This window comes from Gardnerella vaginalis, from assembly GCF_040427915.1.
In the GTDB taxonomy this organism is placed as follows: Bacteria; Actinomycetota; Actinomycetes; order Actinomycetales; family Bifidobacteriaceae; genus Bifidobacterium; species Bifidobacterium vaginale_C.
The window spans coordinates 1548281-1564564 of the sequence record NZ_JBETXJ010000002.1 but is presented as its reverse complement, the minus strand read 5'-3'; the positions used below and the strand labels follow the sequence as shown (position 1 = coordinate 1564564).

Sequence of the window (16284 nt, the reverse complement as noted above, 5' to 3'; positions counted from 1 at the left end):
TATGGCTGATTTTTCTCATATTCTTGCAACGCGTCCAGATTTTGATGAGTCTGATCGCGAATGGCTGCATCACCTTGTAGCAGACTGGCAGGTAATAGCAGACTTAAGTTTTGCAGACTTGCTTTTGATTATTCAAAACGGCAATGGTGATTACGTTGTGGCAGAACAATGTCGTCCGTCTACAGCAATTACACTTCGAACTGAAGATTTGTTGGGCGTAAAGCTAGATGAATCAATGCATCAAGAACTAAGTGCAGCAATGAGTAAGGAAACAAGTTTCCACTCTTCTGTATTAAGAACTGTTGGAAGGGCAACAGTTTGTAATGTTTACGCCCCAGTGCGTCACAATGGCAAGACGCTAGGTCTTGTTCTTCGAGAAACAAATCTTGCTACAAGAGAATCAAACGGTAGGTATGAGACCGAAAGCATTAATGCTGGCAAAACCTTGTTCGATATGATTCCTCGTGAACAATTCCCGTACCATGACTCAATGCTCAATCAGCGTCATAATGCTCGAGTTGCAGATGGCTTTATTGTTTTGGAAGAAAGCGGAATTGTGCGCTATGCTTCTCCTAACGCAATTAGCTGTTTCCGTAGATTAGGCGGATTAGACACTATGCAAGGAGAGTTTCTATGCGAGTTTGGAGCAAGATTATTGCACACAAACGATGTTGTTCCTGAAAGTTTGCCTCTTGTATTAAGTGGTAAAGCGGATGTTGATTGCGAACTAGAAGTCAATAATTCTGTTGTCTCTATGCGCTCGCTTCCATTGTATGGTCCAAATGATCGAACAGGCGCAGTTGTTCTTTGTCGTGATGTTACAGAGGTTCTTCGTAGGGAAAAAGAGCTTCAAACTAAGAATGCTACTATTTCTGAAATTCACCATCGTGTTAAGAATAATCTTCAAGCTGTTTCTGCTTTGCTTCGTCTTCAAGCTAGAAAAACTAAGTCTGCAGAAGTGCGTAAAGAATTAGAAGAAGCACAAAGACGCGTTCAGACGATTGCTCTTGTTCACGAAGGTTTAAGTCAAACAGCTGATGAGGTTGTTGATTTTGATAAGGTTATTTCTAGTTTGCTTAAAATGTCTATCGAGCTTGCTTCGCAAAATCAGAATATTACGATAGATTTTTGTGGCAAGTTTGGCATGTTGGCGGCACAAGATGCAACTCCTCTTTCTCTTGTTTTAACAGAACTTGTCACTAATGCAGTAGAGCATGGTTTTGAAGGAGTTAGTGAAGGACATATTAAGATTTCTGTTGGTAGAGGTGGGGATAATCTGAGTATCGTCGTCGAAGATGATGGAGAGGGTATTGAAAGTGAGTCTTTGCACGGTATGGCTAAGTCTTCTGGATCTGGGTTAGGCACTCAGCTAATCAATACTTTTGTTACTAACGACTTTGGCGGAACAGTTAAATGGGAGCAACGTAGAGAAGGCGGAACTCGTGTTCTTCTCGACATTAAGCTAAGAGTTCCAGGAGTGGAGTAGATGTAGCTTACAGTTCTGCGTTTTGGTTTCTTCTTGCACGTATAGCTCTGCGTTTTAGTGAACGTCGTTCATCTTCACTAAGACCACCCCATACGCCGTAATCTTGGCTTGTTTCGAGCGCGCATCTTAAGCAATTGTCTGCAACGTTACAAGTTCTGCACACTGCTTTGGCTTCCTCAACCTGCTGATTAGATGCACTGTTGCTTCCCACTGGGAAGAAAAGTTCAGGATCTTTGTCTCTGCATGCTGCTTTTGAACGCCAATCAAATGCGCTGCTCATAAATAAATATCCCCTTTAAAAAACGTAGCTTACGCTGGTTAAAACTATTATTAAACTTTGTTTTTAAAAACTATCCGCACTCAAGGAAACCATGAATATAACTTTTTTTCAAGACTTTTTTAAGAATTTTTTATTTTTTTAATTTTTTGAATAATTTAAAATATCTTTTTTATGTAAAACTTTATGTAAAACTTAAAATCTGCAATAGATTAGCACTTCCAGGAATTACCATTACACATCTTCCTGGAGTTTGATAATCATCTACATTAAGAGTTTTTAGCAAGTCTGATGGTATTCCAAGCATTGTATCCGCTCCAGCATCTCCTGTTGGGAATATTATTCTTACTGGCGCTTGTTCTGGTATACGAATATGCCTTGCATTTTGTGCGCAGAAAATTACAGTTATTTTTGGATTGACTAGTTTGCTTTGAAATTCTTGAGACCTTGTGTCGCTACTAAAAGGTTCTAGCAGTGAGTCTGCATTGTCTAAAATATAAATATTTTGCGAATCGTTGTATGTGTTTCTTGATTTTATAGCTTTAGAAATTACGTTTATAAGATTAGTTTTTCCTCTCTTATTTCCTCCAATAATTGCGATATTCCCCAGATTTATAGGTAGAATTGCTTCGCTTAAATTAATGCCATCGTCTTTTAAGCCTATTAACAATCCATCTTCTTTACTAGAGTCAGAGTTAGAGTCAGAGCTAGAGTCAGAATTAGACCTAGAATATTTATCGTTGCAAAAAGTATTATTGCAATAATTTTTGATTGTTGAATAACCTAAATATCTTGGTAGTGGGGCACTGAATAGTTGTTTAGGCTGATTATAGTAGTAGAATTTTCCAGCTAATTTTATTGCTTGTATAAGAGAATCTTTGTTTCTGCTTTGTGAGCATTGTAATGCTATTATTCCATCTCCAGTGTTGCAATATGCTGCTCCAGGATTGTTTGGATTTATGCTTGCTGCACAAGATGATCCCAATAATTCATGAGATTGCATTGCATCTCTAACTCTTAAACATATGTTTATAGACATATTTGCTTTCATATCTGCATTTACTTGTGCCATTGGATTCTGTGTACATGCTATAAGGTGCATTCCTAAGGATCTTCCAACTGATGCTATTCGTATAAGACGATTCATGTAGTCTGGCAATTGATTTTTTAATGCGTGAAATTCGTCTATAACAATAGCCAGTGAAGGCTGGTATGGTTTTACTTGATTAATATCATGGCATCCTTGGCATGCTACTAATCTTTCTCTTCTATCTAATTCTTTTTCTAATCCTCGAAGTGCTCTTACTGCATGTTGAAGGTTTAAATCTCCTACATTCCCAATGCTGTGTGGGAGTGTGGAAAGAGCGTCAAATGTGGCTCCACCCTTAAAATCCATAAAAACAAATTGCAAAGATTTGGGGGAGTAGTTGAATGCTAAAGCCAAACACCATGATGTTAGTAACACAGATTTTCCTGAGCCTGTTGTACCTGCTACAAGAGCGTGTGGTCCGTTTCTAATAAGGTCTAAACAAAAGTATCCATTTTCGCTTATACCGATTGGTGCTACGAGTTTTTTATTTGACTCGTTGGAAGATTTTAGCCAAGAGTAAACAACATTTTTCCATGGAGGAGTAGCGTGATTTACTATATTTTTAGAATTACTTATGCTGCTTATTTGATTCGCATTATTTATAAGTATTGCTTCTAAATTTATTGGAACAAGCGTATTTGGAACACCTTGAACATGCTGGCGACTTATCCTTTTAGAAAATTGTGTTTCAACATGTTTTTTAATATTATTTTCGTTTTTGTTATCACTTTTCTTATTCACATTGTATTGAATAATTTGTGGTATTAAGCAAGCAATATACATCATTATGCTTGGGATGACCATAGCTAACATCATCCAACTTTTTTGCAAGCACGCCATTATTGCTAGAGCAGTATTGGCAAAAATCGGCACAATATTAGCGATAATCTGCATCCAAAACATTGATTTTGAGGATGCGTTTTTATTACAGATCGCGTTGTTTTCATAGTTTCTGTAGTTTTTACATTCCTTATATTCCATAGCGCAATCATGCATGAGTTTTTACAGTTTGTGCAAGGAAAATACAGCAGTGTGGTTAAAGGTTTAAATACGATAAAACTTTTTGTGTTAATTGTGTTAATTGTGTTAATTGTGTTAATCGTGTTAATCGTATTCGTATTATTGTTGATTCATTAATTCTGCAAGTGTTCCTACGCTTCCAGGAGCATGTGTTCCTGCAGATAACTGGTTGAATAATTCAATGTTCTTGGCGTCGTCTAACAATACTGATGATCCGACTCCGTAAACCTCATAATCAGGGTTTGTCCAATAAACTGTTCCCGTTACACCGTCTTTTCCTGTAGCTTCTTTAAACGCAAGCCCCATGTTTAGTAGTGTTCCAGGATTTGTGTTTTCGTCTAACATTGCTGAATCGAGAGATGCTTTTGCAAATCCTTTTACAGTTCCAAAATTTGTAAGTGTGCTGCTAGATAATGCTTTTTTCATTATTGCGCTTATCACCATGCGTTGTCTTGCCGCTCTACCAAAGTCGGATTGTGGATCCGCGTATCTCATTCTGGAAAAAGCTAGCGCAACTGTTCCGTCTACACTATGGCATCCAGCTGTCCAATTAAGACCACTGTATGCATCATTTACAGTACGGTTATAGCATAAATCTATTCCGCCCAGAGAATTTACAACTTTTGTAAGTCCTTCAAATTTTATTTCTGCTACATGGTCTATTTTGTGACCAGTTATTTTTTCGACTGTTTTTGTTAAGGCTCGTTTTCCAATATCTTGTGCAACAGTGTTTATTTTCATTTGCTGACCATTTATTGAAACAAGCGAATCTCTTGGAATTGATATTAAAGAGCTGTGTCCGCTTACAGGTTTTGTTAGTACAAGTATAGTGTCTGTTCTAAAGCCTGTTATCTCTTTAGCTTCTTCGCCTTCTCTCTGGTCTGATCCTAGAATAAGCCATGTTGTTTCTTGAGTGTCTTCTGTATTAGTCAACCATGGTTCGCGTTTTATTTGTGAATCAACCCAGTTCCAAGATAACGCTCCACACACTCCTACAATAATTAAGAGCGTTACTAACAATAGAGTTAAGTATTTTAAGAAATGATGTTTTTTCCTATAACCTATAGGATTATTAGCAGAATTATCAATTGATTCTACATCGTCTGGTTTTTCAAAGATTTCATTAGACGTTCCTATATAAGAGTCAGGTGAAATCGTATGCGATTCGGAATTTGAATATGCTGTGCTAATCGGTTGCACATTAATTGATGGTGTCGTATTCGATATTTTTGGATGACTTGTGTTACCGTTTTTGCGCGATGCTGGTGCAAAAGATGGTGCTTTTTGGTTGATTCGTGAGTTTTGATTTTCTACTTCTTTAAATTTATGATTCTGTTTAGGAGGAAAACTCGGTATTGCATTTACATTATTTGAGCTTGAATTGTGTAAATAATAGCCATTTTTATTTTTTCTACGATTAGATGGTGCAAAACTAGGAGGATTATTCTGATTCCCTGAAGCGTCTTCTGGACGTTGCTGGCTCATTTATCCTCCTGTAGCATAACTCGTATGTGTTTGCTAATTAATAATTTCTAATCGTATTATCTCAATGCAATAACTAACAATGGCATTATAAAGCATTGTGGTTATAAAGCAGTGTCGAAAATATATTTTCTATATTTCTTATTATTTCCCTTTTGGAACTGCGCAAATAGTGTTATTTAAGTATTTATCTGCAATACCCATGTAATGTCCAGTATTTGGATCTCTTATTGTTCCATCATCTGGATCAACTATGCCTCCACTATTTGGGTCTATTAGTCTACCTAATTCGTCTTTAGCTAATCCAGTTTTTGGATTAATAGCGCTAAGTTTTCCTGCTGTTCCGTTATTTGTAGAATCGTAGGAGCCTGTACCGTTCGTATTATCCGAATCGTCATTTGAGACATTGGAATCTTTAGAAGTTGATTTTTTATCTTCTTTAGAATTCTTCTTTGTAGATTTTTCAGACTTACTTTGCTTAGAGGCAAGATGCTTAGTAAGTGGTTTATTTTCTCTCATCAATTCCCAAACATCTTCTGCACTGTCGTCAAGAATAACACGATTCTCGTCAGCTGGATCAGCTGTAATCGGTATTGTTTGTGCATAAATATTAGAAGTATTTAACTTGTGAAGGCTTGTTGCTAATCCAACCAGTGTTGCAGGATTTGCTAATCCTTCGCTTATATTAAGTGATTTTAGAGCAGATTTTGCAAGCTGATATAGCTGACCGGATTGTGTGAACAAGTTTTTAGACAATGCTTGATGAATAAGCTGTTTTAGTAGATATTGTTGACGCGTAGTTCTCATAATATCTGAGCCGTCGCTTGCAGTATCATGCCTCATTCTTGCATACTGTGTTGCTTGAACACCATCTAAATGCTGTAATCCGTGCTTTAAGTTAACTCCAGTGTAGTAATCCTTAGTATCTACTGGAATACACAGATTTACGCCGCCTATTGCGTTAATCATGTCGCTTAGACCACTAAAGTCCGCAACAATGAAATTAGTTATATCTAATCCAGTAATTTCATTTACTGTTGCAAGAGTGCACGATGCTGCCGACGCTAAATCTCCGCCTTTAGCGTACCCAAGAGCAAAAATAGAATTAAACATCACTTTGCGTCTGGAAGGAATTTTTCCGTTAGTCGTATTGCATGATGCTGCTTTAACCATTGAGTCTCTTGGAATAGAAACAATATTTATATAAGATCTGTCCGCACTGATTTGAACAATCATTGCCGTATCTGACTGATGATTTTCATCTTCGCCACCACCCTGAAAAGCACGGTTTTTGCCTTCTCGAGTATCTTGACCAAGAACAAGAATGTTGATTGTTTTCCCAGCGTTAGGATCTACTGCTTGAACTTTTTTGCCATCATTTGTAATTATGTTAACAACACGGGATTGTATTGTAGACGAAAAATCAAGCCAAACAGCTGCTATGATTGTAGAAAAGAAGGCTAGAACGGCAACAATAACAATAGAAATTAATTTACGAGAATTATCTAAAATATGGTTGCTTAGGCTATGATGTGGAGCTGAGGAGTCCCAATAGTTAGTTTGGTACCGGCGGTCTTGTTCATAGCGAGAGGCTGCCATGCTTCCTTCTTTCGTAAACACACATATGAACCACTATTATAGTGCATTCTATTGAGAATTATCTAAACATGCATAATACATACCCCTTGCGTACACTATTATGTATGGATTCATTAACCGCTGAGACTGATACGTTTGAAAATAATGTTTTACACGTTTTTTCAGCTTTAAATCGCAAGCAACCGCGCGAAGTTGATTCGTCGATTATTTCAATAATGAGTGTTGAGAGAGATACGCGGTTTTATGAAGACACTTTGCAAGCTTTAATAAATCAAACTGTTCTTCCAGGAACTATTGTTGTAGCTGATTGTGCTAATAGAGTAGAAAAAGAATCTGTAACATCTTTTAATGTTCAAATAGAACCAACAACATTATCTGGTCTAATTTCTAGCGCAGATTTTGTTAGTAATTATGGTGGTGATTTTTATAACAACAATCAGGGCTATATACAGGAATCTTACGCAAAGATAAAGGTTATTATTCTACCTATTAAATCTGCAAAATCTTTTGGTGATGCGGTAGAAAAATCTTTGAGAAAACTTTTACCATTGCAAGGCGTTAAATCTTTGTGGCTTCTTCACGACGATTCAAAACCTTGCGATAACAAGTGTCTTGAAGCTTTAAGAGAAACATGGAGAAATACGCCAACAGCTTGCATTCTCGGTGCAAAACAGGTGGATTGGCAGGGTAAGATTTTGCACAATGTTGGCATGTATGCATGGAAGCATAGGGTGCATTCTCTTACTGTAGAAGGTGAGCCAGATCAGGAGCAGTATGATTTTCGCGGAGATGTTTATTCTGTTTCTTTGGCTGGTGCTCTTGTTTCTCTTAGCGCATGGCAAACAATGCGAGGGACTCAACCTTGGTTAACAACGTTTGAAGAGTCTAACGATTTTTGTAGGCGAGTTATTTTAAGCGGTGGGCGAGTAGTTGTTGTGCCAGAAGCTCGCATAGCGCATAGAAGAGCGCGTTTTGATGGAATCCGCACTCGAAGTGGAGAAGAAAGACCTGTTGAAAAATCTAGTATTTGCTACGGTTCTGCATATTCGATTATGGCAAAACAAAGATATTTGTACACGGATATTCGTGTGATTATGTGGCCAATTGTTTGGTTGTGTAGCCTGCCTATGTCATTAATTCGCGCCTTGCAGTCTTTGTTTGCTAAGCAACCATATGTGGCATTCATGCACCTTATGCTCCCGTGGATAGCATTAGCGCAATTTCCTAGAGCTATTTTTGCTAGAAGAAGAGTATCTAGAGTGGCGAAAGTGTCTTTGAAGAGGCTTTCGTCCCTTATAGCAAGTCGTAGCCAAATTACACGTTGGAAAGACAAGACTGTTGCTTTTAAAACTCAAAAAAAGGGAGTTATTTTAAGTCCGCTTGCAAGACGACATTTGCATAAGCGAATTTTACTTCGTTGGAGTGCTGCTATTTTTGCTTCTTTGCTTGTGTTTGCGGCTGTTATGCTCCTGTATGGTGCTCCTATTAGTAAGATTTTTTCTGGATCCTCGCTTTATTCAAGCCAATTGCTTCCTACTGGCTCTAGTTTTAATCAACTTTTTAATTCTGCAATCGGATCTTATATTCCAGATGATGGTTTTGCCTCTGCAATACCTCCATCTCCTCTTCTTATTATTTGGATGCTCGCCTCTATTGTGTTTGGTGGCAATACAATCGCTGCAGTAAGTGTTATTTTCTTCCTTGCAGCTCCAGCAATGTTGTTAAGTTTTTGGGCGCTTGCAGGAGTATTTACTCGTTCCGATATTGTAAGAGTTTGCTCTGGTATTTGTTGGACAATGGTTGCAATGGCATTTGGCATATTCGCTAGAGGCGACTTACCAATGCTTCTAACAATGGTGTTTTTGCCAGCAGCATTTGCGTTTGCTTTCCACGCTGTAGGAATGTATGTTACAGAAGACCCAGTGCTTCCTGTTCCATCTATACAATGTGCTGCATGCGCGTCGTTATGCTTTATGATTCCTCTTGCAGCTTGCCCTCAGCTTATCCTACCTATGATTGTTATTTTCATAGCATCATTGATAATGGTTCGTTCACATCGTTTTATGCTAGCGCTTATGCCTATACCTTCTGTGTTGGTTCTTATTCCAACTTTAGGTAGTGTAGTTCGTTATTTTGAATCTGGAATGTGGCGTCAGCTTTTTGCGACTATGGCTGTTCCATCGCAAAAAATCAATGGTGCTCCTAGGGTTATCAACTATTTAGATGTTTTACTTAGAGCTTTCAATATTGATTTGAATCATTTTTCTTCTCAATCTTTGCCTATTATGCAGCTTCGCGGAATCATAATGATTGTGTTTGCTGTCCTCGCTTTGTTAATGGCTTTAGCTTCTCTTGCTCTTCCATTTGCTTTAAGAACTTCTAGAATGATGTGGGTTGTGATAGTAAGTGGTATGGCTCTTTCATTAGTTGCATCTAGAGTCGTTATTGCAGCGGATTTTGATGGTCCTATATCTTCTAGCGTTCTTCCAGGCGTATGTTTAAGCGCTCTTGGCGTACTTGCTTGCATGTGCATGGTTGCTGGTAAGGCTGTTCATCGTTTTGAGCCTTTGCGAAGGTCTAATGTAAATATTGATAATAATCCAGACGATTATATGACGCGCGTTTCTAAGCGTGCTGCTATTAGGCGCTCTGCTAAAGCGATGCTCCGTAAGATTATTCATCTTGCTAGAGGAATTTTAGCTTTTGGTATTTTTGCTGTTGCTATTCTGCTTGGATTATTTGCTGTAACAAGTGGTCCTTTAACTTCTGTTTATGCAAGTGATAATGGTTTACCAATGGTTGTTTCTGACTATTTAAGGAAGAATGACTCTAATCGTGTTCTTGCTATTAAAGCAATAAATAGTCGTGAGCTAGATATTTCACTTATGCGAACTGTTCGCGGTGATCTTATTGATCTATCTCCAGCATTACAAGTTCGAGATGTACTTTACGGGTATTCTCCTAGCAGAAACACATTATATTATGCGGCTTCTAAGCTTCTTTCTCATGCAGACGATGAGTCTATAGAAACTCTAAAACAGCTTGGAATAGGTGGAATTTATATTGTTAACGATTCCAGAACTAAAACTAACTTATCTGCTAACAATTCTATCTTGTCTTCTGATAGCACTTCGAATAATGAGGCTACAGAAACCCTGATTGCGAACGTTAATGCTTCAGATGGTACTCAACTTGTTGTTTCATCTGATCATGGAACATACTGCCGTTTTGATGTTGATAACAGTAAAAAATCTGTTTCAAAAACATCGATTTATAGTCATTCTCGTCCACTTTCATGGAGAATGCCTTGGTTTATTGTTTTTGCTTTAGTCCTATTATTGTATTGCTTAGTAGCGTTGCCGCGTTTTAATAATAGCAATTTAATAGAGCGTTTAGATGATTAGTTAGATGATTATGATTTATTAAACGAATAATATGTCAGGGAAGATTTAAATGAAGTCGAATAAGAATTCTAAAAATAGTCATCGTCATGCAGAAGAGTATGCTTCTGTTAATCCTTCTACTCGTTTTAGAAGATTCAAATTATGGTCATTGTCGCTTTTAAGCGCTGCAATACTAGTTTCTACTGCTGTTGTAATATCCTACACATCTCCGTTTAAACATATTATGGATGATTCTATTTATCCAAATGGAAGTGTGGAAAAACAAGTAAGTTCTACTAATTTTCAAACGGTTTGTCCTACTAGAGTATCTTTGCCAGATTTAGCAAATTATGGCGATAGTGAGTTTCAAGAATCCGAAGGTGATTTAAAGTCGGTTGCGCGATACGCATCCTTTGGCAATATTTATAAATCCTCGGTACATGGTTTAAAAGATTCTGGAAATTCTAAAGATTTAGTCAATAAATCTTTTACTAATGCTTCTAATTCAGATGATGATAGTAAAGCTTATTTTGCAGAAAATAATGTAGACAAAGATTCTCAAATTTTAGAAAGCAATTTTCTTAACGCACAGTCGGGCACTGGATCAGTTGCTTCTAGTGTATCTTGGGCAACAAATGGGGATTTAAAAGGTTTGTCTGCTACTTCTTGCGTATCCCCATCAATGCGACAAAACTTTATTATTCCGCAAATATCGGAAGGTGTGTCAATAAGATTAAATTCTATTAATCTTTCATCAAAACCAACTGTTGTGAGTGTTAAAGCGTGGTCAACAGGCAGATCAGGTGCTCAAGTGAATCTATCTACTGGAAGTACTTTTACTGTTCCAGCACATAGTGACTCTTCTTTTAACATTTCTGCCGCAGCCGAGAAAACTAATGGTCTGTATATTCAAGTTTCAAGTGATCAAGCGCCAGTTTCATCTTTTGTTAAAGTCGTTCGCTCTCAAGGACTTGTTTCTAAGGGAGTGGATATTATTCAACCAACAAGCTCAGCGTCTAAGGAACCTGTTTTACCAGGCATTACAGATGGAGATCAGGTAAAAGCCTATATTTGGTCTGATAAAAGTGGGAAACTCGATTTATATTGGCTGGATGATTCAGGAAAGAAAAGCATTAAGGAAGTGGATCTTAATGCAAGGCAAGTTCAGGTTGTTGATTTAGGAAATGCTCCTAAGGGAGTTGGCGCTATTTTTGCTCAAAGCACTGTTCCGACTTTTATTATGGCTTCTGTTGAAAGAAACGGTAAGGATGGTCAGAGTGATATTGCTTTTGTTAATGCTGTTAATCCTATGACTAATAGTGCTTTTGTGTCTCCGCTTTCTGCAGATGAAACTTCGTTATATATCGCAAATGGTTTAGTGGATAATTCTCGCGTAACCATAAATGCTTATGATTCTTATGGGATAAAGGTATCTTCCAAAGTGGTTGATATTAAACCTTATACTGTTTCAACAATATCTGCAAAAGATATTAATCCTAAGGCAGTTATGTTTACGCTTAAATCAAAGTCTGGTGTATCTTTTGCTTCTAGGATTCAAAATAATACTGTAAATAGTGCGGGGCTTGCAGGAGTTGCTTGGATTCCTTCTAAATCACTAGATCCTAATAGGATAAGCGTTAAGGTTAGAGCAAATCCTGCTATCGTGAAGTAGTTTATTTAGTAGATTATTTTAATTAGCTTTATTATTTTAATTAGCTTTATAATCCCCAGTCTGGGTCTATCTCTTCTGGTCTTCTGCCATACAATTCTGCTAGACGTTGTACCATCTCATCTCGTATGGCGTATTGTAATTCTGCGCGGCTAGTAACGTGTGTGCATAGCGGCAGCCTGTACAATACGATTCTAGGTGGTATTCCTTTGGAAGCTGGAAATACTTGAGACATTATTCTTTTGTTGCTTTCCCAAAGTACTGGTTGAGATGGTGGAACGTCTTCTACAGCAAACTGCACGCCTTTTGTAAGATTAGACCATGCGCCATTAAGTCTTCGTATTTGACCAGCTACCATTGAGTCAAACATTCCGCTTGCTGTTCTATACCGTGGTAGTCTTGTGCCAAACATTGGCATTCTCATTCCTCTGCCATGTCGATTTTTATATCTTCGCTGTTCCCATATTAAAGACGTCATGCTTTAACTTTATTTGTATGCTAGGGCAATTCTGCAAACTCATAGTGGAATAGGTAGTGAAATGAGTGGGCTACAAAACATGCAAGACACGTTGTAGTAAATATGTTAATAATATGGAATACTTGAATTGCAAGGTTTGTACAGGAGGCAAGTGTTGGAGTCTAATATTCATGAGTGGAATGAGCAAGGACTTTGTGAGTATCTTGCATCGTATTCGCTTATTGGTTTTGATTTAGACAATACTCTTGCTTGTTCAAAAAAACCTATGACAAGTGGAATGCGCACAGTTTTTGGTGATTTGATAAATAGGTTGCCTATTGCTGTTATTACTGGCGGTGACTTGCGACTAGTTAAAAGCCAGATTTTAAATGTTTTACCTGCATATACAAGACTTGATAATCTACATATTATGCCGACTAATGGAGCAAGCTATTATCGCATTTCGGATGGGCGATTGTCCTGCATTTACTCGCATAATATTTCTGACGATGATGCAAATCATGTTATTGAAGTAATTATATCTTGTGCTAAAAAAATGGGTTTGTGGAAGTGTGATTCAGATGAGAAACTTTGGGGGAGTCAGATAGAGAATCGTGGTACGCAAATTACTTTTTCGGCTTTAGGTCAACTCGCTCCAGTTGAATTTAAAAAACAGTGGGATCCTAGTGGTGTTTTAAAAACTACTTTAGCTCAAGAAATTTCTAAAAATTTGCCTGATTTTTCTGTGCGTGCTGGTGGTTTTACTAGTGTAGATATTGTCAGCAAAGGCGATAATAAGGCTCAAGCTCTTAAGGCTCTTTCTTCCTATTGCCATATTCCTTTAAATAAGATGGCTTTTGTTGGAGATCGAATGTATGAAGGTGGTAATGATTACCCAACATCTTTAACTGGAGCTTTGGCTGTTAGGGTAAAAGATCCTAGTGACACATTTAACTTGTGCATTGGAATGTTAAAACATCTTAATTCCTAGTGTGCTGATTTTTAGACAATCTTCTAATTCCATGAATATTTTCGAATTTTAAAATAGCCTTTAACCACATTGACTTAATTTTATTGCAATTACATTTTGTAATATTTATCGTCGATTTTATGCTTTTAAAAAATCCAACTCATAAAATAAATAGGCTTATTCTTAACATTTCTTGGACGAGTGTTTTTAAAACCATGGTTAATCTTATTCTTCCAGTTGGCTGCGCAGGATGTGATCTTCCTGATTGCGTTTTGTGCGATGATTGCACGAGTATGTTTAAAGAATGGCATAAGGATCCTTTGATAAGCGTAATGTGTGGAAATATTTATTCGTGCTCAACTTATGTGGGTTTTGTAAGGAAATCTTTGTTGTGTTGGAAGGATCATAGTAATCAACTTCTCGATAAGCCTTTTTCATATTTGGTTTCTCAATTAATGATCAAAGTTATTAGTGATTATGAAAATAGCAGAAATAGTTATGAAAATAGTTATGAAAGTAATTGCGAAAATAATTGCGAAAATACCGATGAGAATATTATTGAAAATCTTATTATCGTACCAATTCCATCGTCTTCTAAATCACAAAGAAAACGCGGAAGAAAACACATGGATCCTATTGCTAAATACGTTTCTAAAAATCTTAAAGAATATGGTATTAATGCGCGGGTTGTAAAAGCAATCAAAATGGGCAAAATAAAAGTAAAATCAGTTCAAGTTAAAGGAAGTAGGGGACGATCTTTGCGAACCACAAAAGGGTTTTTAGTAGACACAAGAATAGTGCCAAAAGGATGCAAAGTAATACTTTTAGACGACATTATCACTACAGGATCTACGATGAAAAATTGCGTTGAAGCATTAAAAAATTGTGGTATAACAGTTTTTGCATGTTTTGCTATAGCAGGAGTATGGTCAAAGGAAAGTGTTTTATACAGTCTATAATAATTCGTTATTCGTTATACGTAAGCGGTAGTGTAATCTCAAAATTAGCTCCACGCTTATCATCAACAACTTTTACAGTACCGTTATGCAATTGTGCAGCCCATCTTGCAATAGACAAACCCAATCCTGTTCCACCAGACTCAGTTCCAATACCTTGACTTCCCTTAACAAATTTTCGGAAAATATCAGCCCTATCCTCCTTAGGAATCTGGTTTCCAAAATTAATAACATTACAAACTAGAGTATTCTTCTCATGATTCGATTTTGCTGTTATAAGAATCTTAGTATTGTCTGCAGAATGTTTAATAGAATTAGAAACAACATTAGTAAACAATTGCGATAGGCGATTTTTGTCTCCAACAAGCGTAATATCATTTTCAACATTAAGACTTATATGATGATTATGCCCAGCATCCGCTATTTCTATAGGTTCAACAATACTGTTAAGAAAATCTTTAAAATCGAACTCTGTAATAACAAGACTTTCTGCACCAGCTTCTACTCTAGACAAATCGAGTAGAAAAGTGATTAAATCAGCCAACTTGTGAATCTGATTTAGAATAGCCTCCATATTCGACGGTGTCGGCTCTACAACTCCATCAGCAAGATTCTCTACCATAGCTTGTAATGCGCTAACAGGTGTTCTAAGCTCGTGGCTTACATTGGCTATAAGGTCACGCCTCATATTATCAGCATGCTCTAGTTCTTCAGCCATTTCGTTAAAAGCTAGAGTTAATTTTCCAACCTCGTCTTTTCTATTCTCAATCTGAACTCGCACGGAATAATCGCCATCCGCCATCGCTTCGGAAGCATCTCGCATTTGTCTAAGCGGAGCAGTTAACCCTCTGGAAAATGCGTAAGTTATACCTAGCGCTACAGCTAGCGTTATAGGCATTGCAATCCATCCGCTCAACCCAACTTTTAGAAGAAACCAAGCCATTACAAATGCTATAGCTGTTGCAACAACAATAATCGCAGATAATTCACCTTTTAAAGATGCAAAAAATCCTATAAAACGATTAGGGCGCAAAGTAGATTGCGAAGTGGCATTAGAAAAAGAATCGACTTTACCTACTTTATCAACAGAATCGTTATTGTTATTTTTATTATTTCTAGTTAAATATTTGGTCATAATCTTCATCAGGTGGCTCAAAAGCATAACCTATTCCATGTATTGTGCGAATCCAAGAAGAACCAATTTTACGTCTTAAAGATTTAACATGTGAATCAACAGTTCTAGTTCCAGAAGCATCTGGCCAATCCCAAACTTCTTCTAAAAGTGTTTCTCGTTTTAAAACATCATGAGGATGCTTTGCAAAAGTAGTCAATAAAGAAAACTCAGTAGGAGTAAAATGAATTTCTTTACCGTTAAGAGTAACAAGCCTCTGTCTAGGGTCAATAATCAAATCTCCAAACTTAAACAGAGCGTTATATTGCGCTCTGTTTGCGATTAGAGTAGCTCTTTCAACTCTACGCAAAATAGCAGCGCATCTTGCAATAAGCTCTCTAGGAGAAAACGGTTTAGTAACATAATCGTCTGCTCCAGCGCTTAATCCAGCAAGTTTATCCGACTCAGCATCTCTAGCTGTAAGCATCAGCACAGGAATAGGACATCTAGATACTATTCTGCGAGTCGCCTCAATGCCGTCCATAACAGGAAGCATAACATCCATAATTATAAGATCAGGCTTTAAGGTTAAAGCAGCTTTAACAGCAGACACTCCATCAGAAACAACTCTAGCCTTCCAACCTCTAGCAACAATACGTTGCGCAATAGCTGTGGCTAAATCTGGCTCATCCTCTACAACAAGAATTGTTCGAGGAACACCTTTTTCTGATGGAGTGTCCAACATTTTAACCTAATTCAGATTCCTAACTTAAGTTATTAATTA

At 37.3% G+C, this 16284-nt stretch carries 12 protein-coding genes; 5 read left to right on the top strand and 7 right to left on the bottom strand.

The genetic code is table 11. The annotated features are described in order from the left end of the window. Nucleotide 1: 1 nt before the first annotated feature. Nucleotides 2–1486 carry a sensor histidine kinase gene (locus ABVC65_RS06290; RefSeq protein WP_016813303.1) on the top strand — a complete coding sequence of 495 codons (1485 nt, stop codon included), beginning with the start codon at nt 2–4 and terminating at the stop codon, nt 1484–1486. 7 nt (nt 1487–1493) lie between these two features. On the opposite strand, the gene ABVC65_RS06285 is transcribed toward ABVC65_RS06290, so the two are convergent. The 4 genes from ABVC65_RS06285 to ABVC65_RS06270 all read right to left on the bottom strand — a co-directional run bounded on the left by ABVC65_RS06285 (nt 1494) and on the right by ABVC65_RS06270 (nt 6954). Next, nucleotides 1494–1766, bottom strand: coding sequence for a WhiB family transcriptional regulator (locus ABVC65_RS06285; RefSeq protein ID WP_004113182.1), 273 nt, complete (start codon nt 1764–1766; stop codon nt 1494–1496). Nucleotides 1767–1947: 181 nt separating this feature from the next. After that, nucleotides 1948–3849 (bottom strand): FtsK/SpoIIIE domain-containing protein, encoded by a 1902-nt coding sequence (locus tag ABVC65_RS06280; RefSeq protein WP_353582872.1) that lies wholly within the window; start codon nt 3847–3849, stop codon nt 1948–1950. A 123-nt stretch (nt 3850–3972) separates the two neighbouring features. Further along, on the bottom strand, nt 3973–5358 hold the full coding sequence (locus tag ABVC65_RS06275) for an LCP family protein (RefSeq protein ID WP_353582871.1): 1386 nt from the start codon (nt 5356–5358) through the stop codon (nt 3973–3975). A gap of 141 nt (nt 5359–5499) precedes the next feature. Then, the gene (locus ABVC65_RS06270; RefSeq protein WP_353582870.1) at nt 5500–6954 is read right to left on the bottom strand and encodes an LCP family protein; all 1455 of its coding nucleotides are present in this window, start codon (nt 6952–6954) and stop codon (nt 5500–5502) included. Between the two features lie 104 nt (nt 6955–7058). Between ABVC65_RS06270 and ABVC65_RS06265 the strand changes: the two genes are divergently transcribed. Together ABVC65_RS06265 and ABVC65_RS06260 are read left to right on the top strand one after the other, a co-directional pair. Continuing rightward, a complete protein-coding gene (locus ABVC65_RS06265; RefSeq protein WP_353582869.1) occupies nt 7059–10358 on the top strand; it encodes a glycosyltransferase family 2 protein in 3300 nt (1099 codons plus the stop codon). A 49-nt stretch (nt 10359–10407) separates the two neighbouring features. After that, nucleotides 10408–12009: a DUF5719 family protein gene (locus ABVC65_RS06260; RefSeq protein WP_353582868.1), complete on the top strand. Its 1602-nt coding sequence runs from the start codon at nt 10408–10410 to the stop codon at nt 12007–12009. Between the two features lie 46 nt (nt 12010–12055). On the opposite strand, the gene ABVC65_RS06255 is transcribed toward ABVC65_RS06260, so the two are convergent. Then, entirely contained in the window at nt 12056–12484 is a 429-nt protein-coding gene (locus tag ABVC65_RS06255) for a metallopeptidase family protein (RefSeq protein ID WP_004138024.1), read from the bottom strand. Between the two features lie 151 nt (nt 12485–12635). Here ABVC65_RS06255 and ABVC65_RS06250 point away from each other — a divergent pair, with 151 nt between their 5' ends. Then, complete coding sequence (locus ABVC65_RS06250; RefSeq protein WP_353582867.1) at nt 12636–13454, top strand: HAD-IIB family hydrolase; 819 nt, start codon at nt 12636–12638, stop codon at nt 13452–13454. A gap of 119 nt (nt 13455–13573) precedes the next feature. After that, on the top strand, nt 13574–14392 hold the full coding sequence (locus ABVC65_RS06245; RefSeq protein WP_353582866.1) for a ComF family protein: 819 nt from the start codon (nt 13574–13576) through the stop codon (nt 14390–14392). 7 nt (nt 14393–14399) lie between these two features. On the opposite strand, the gene ABVC65_RS06240 is transcribed toward ABVC65_RS06245, so the two are convergent. Next, nucleotides 14400–15533 (bottom strand): sensor histidine kinase, encoded by a 1134-nt coding sequence (locus ABVC65_RS06240; protein ID WP_435528280.1) that lies wholly within the window; start codon nt 15531–15533, stop codon nt 14400–14402. After that, entirely contained in the window at nt 15505–16245 is a 741-nt protein-coding gene (locus tag ABVC65_RS06235; RefSeq protein ID WP_004123388.1) for a response regulator transcription factor, read from the bottom strand. The genes ABVC65_RS06240 and ABVC65_RS06235 overlap by 29 nt, the downstream gene beginning before the upstream one ends. Nucleotides 16246–16284: the final 39 nt, after the last annotated feature.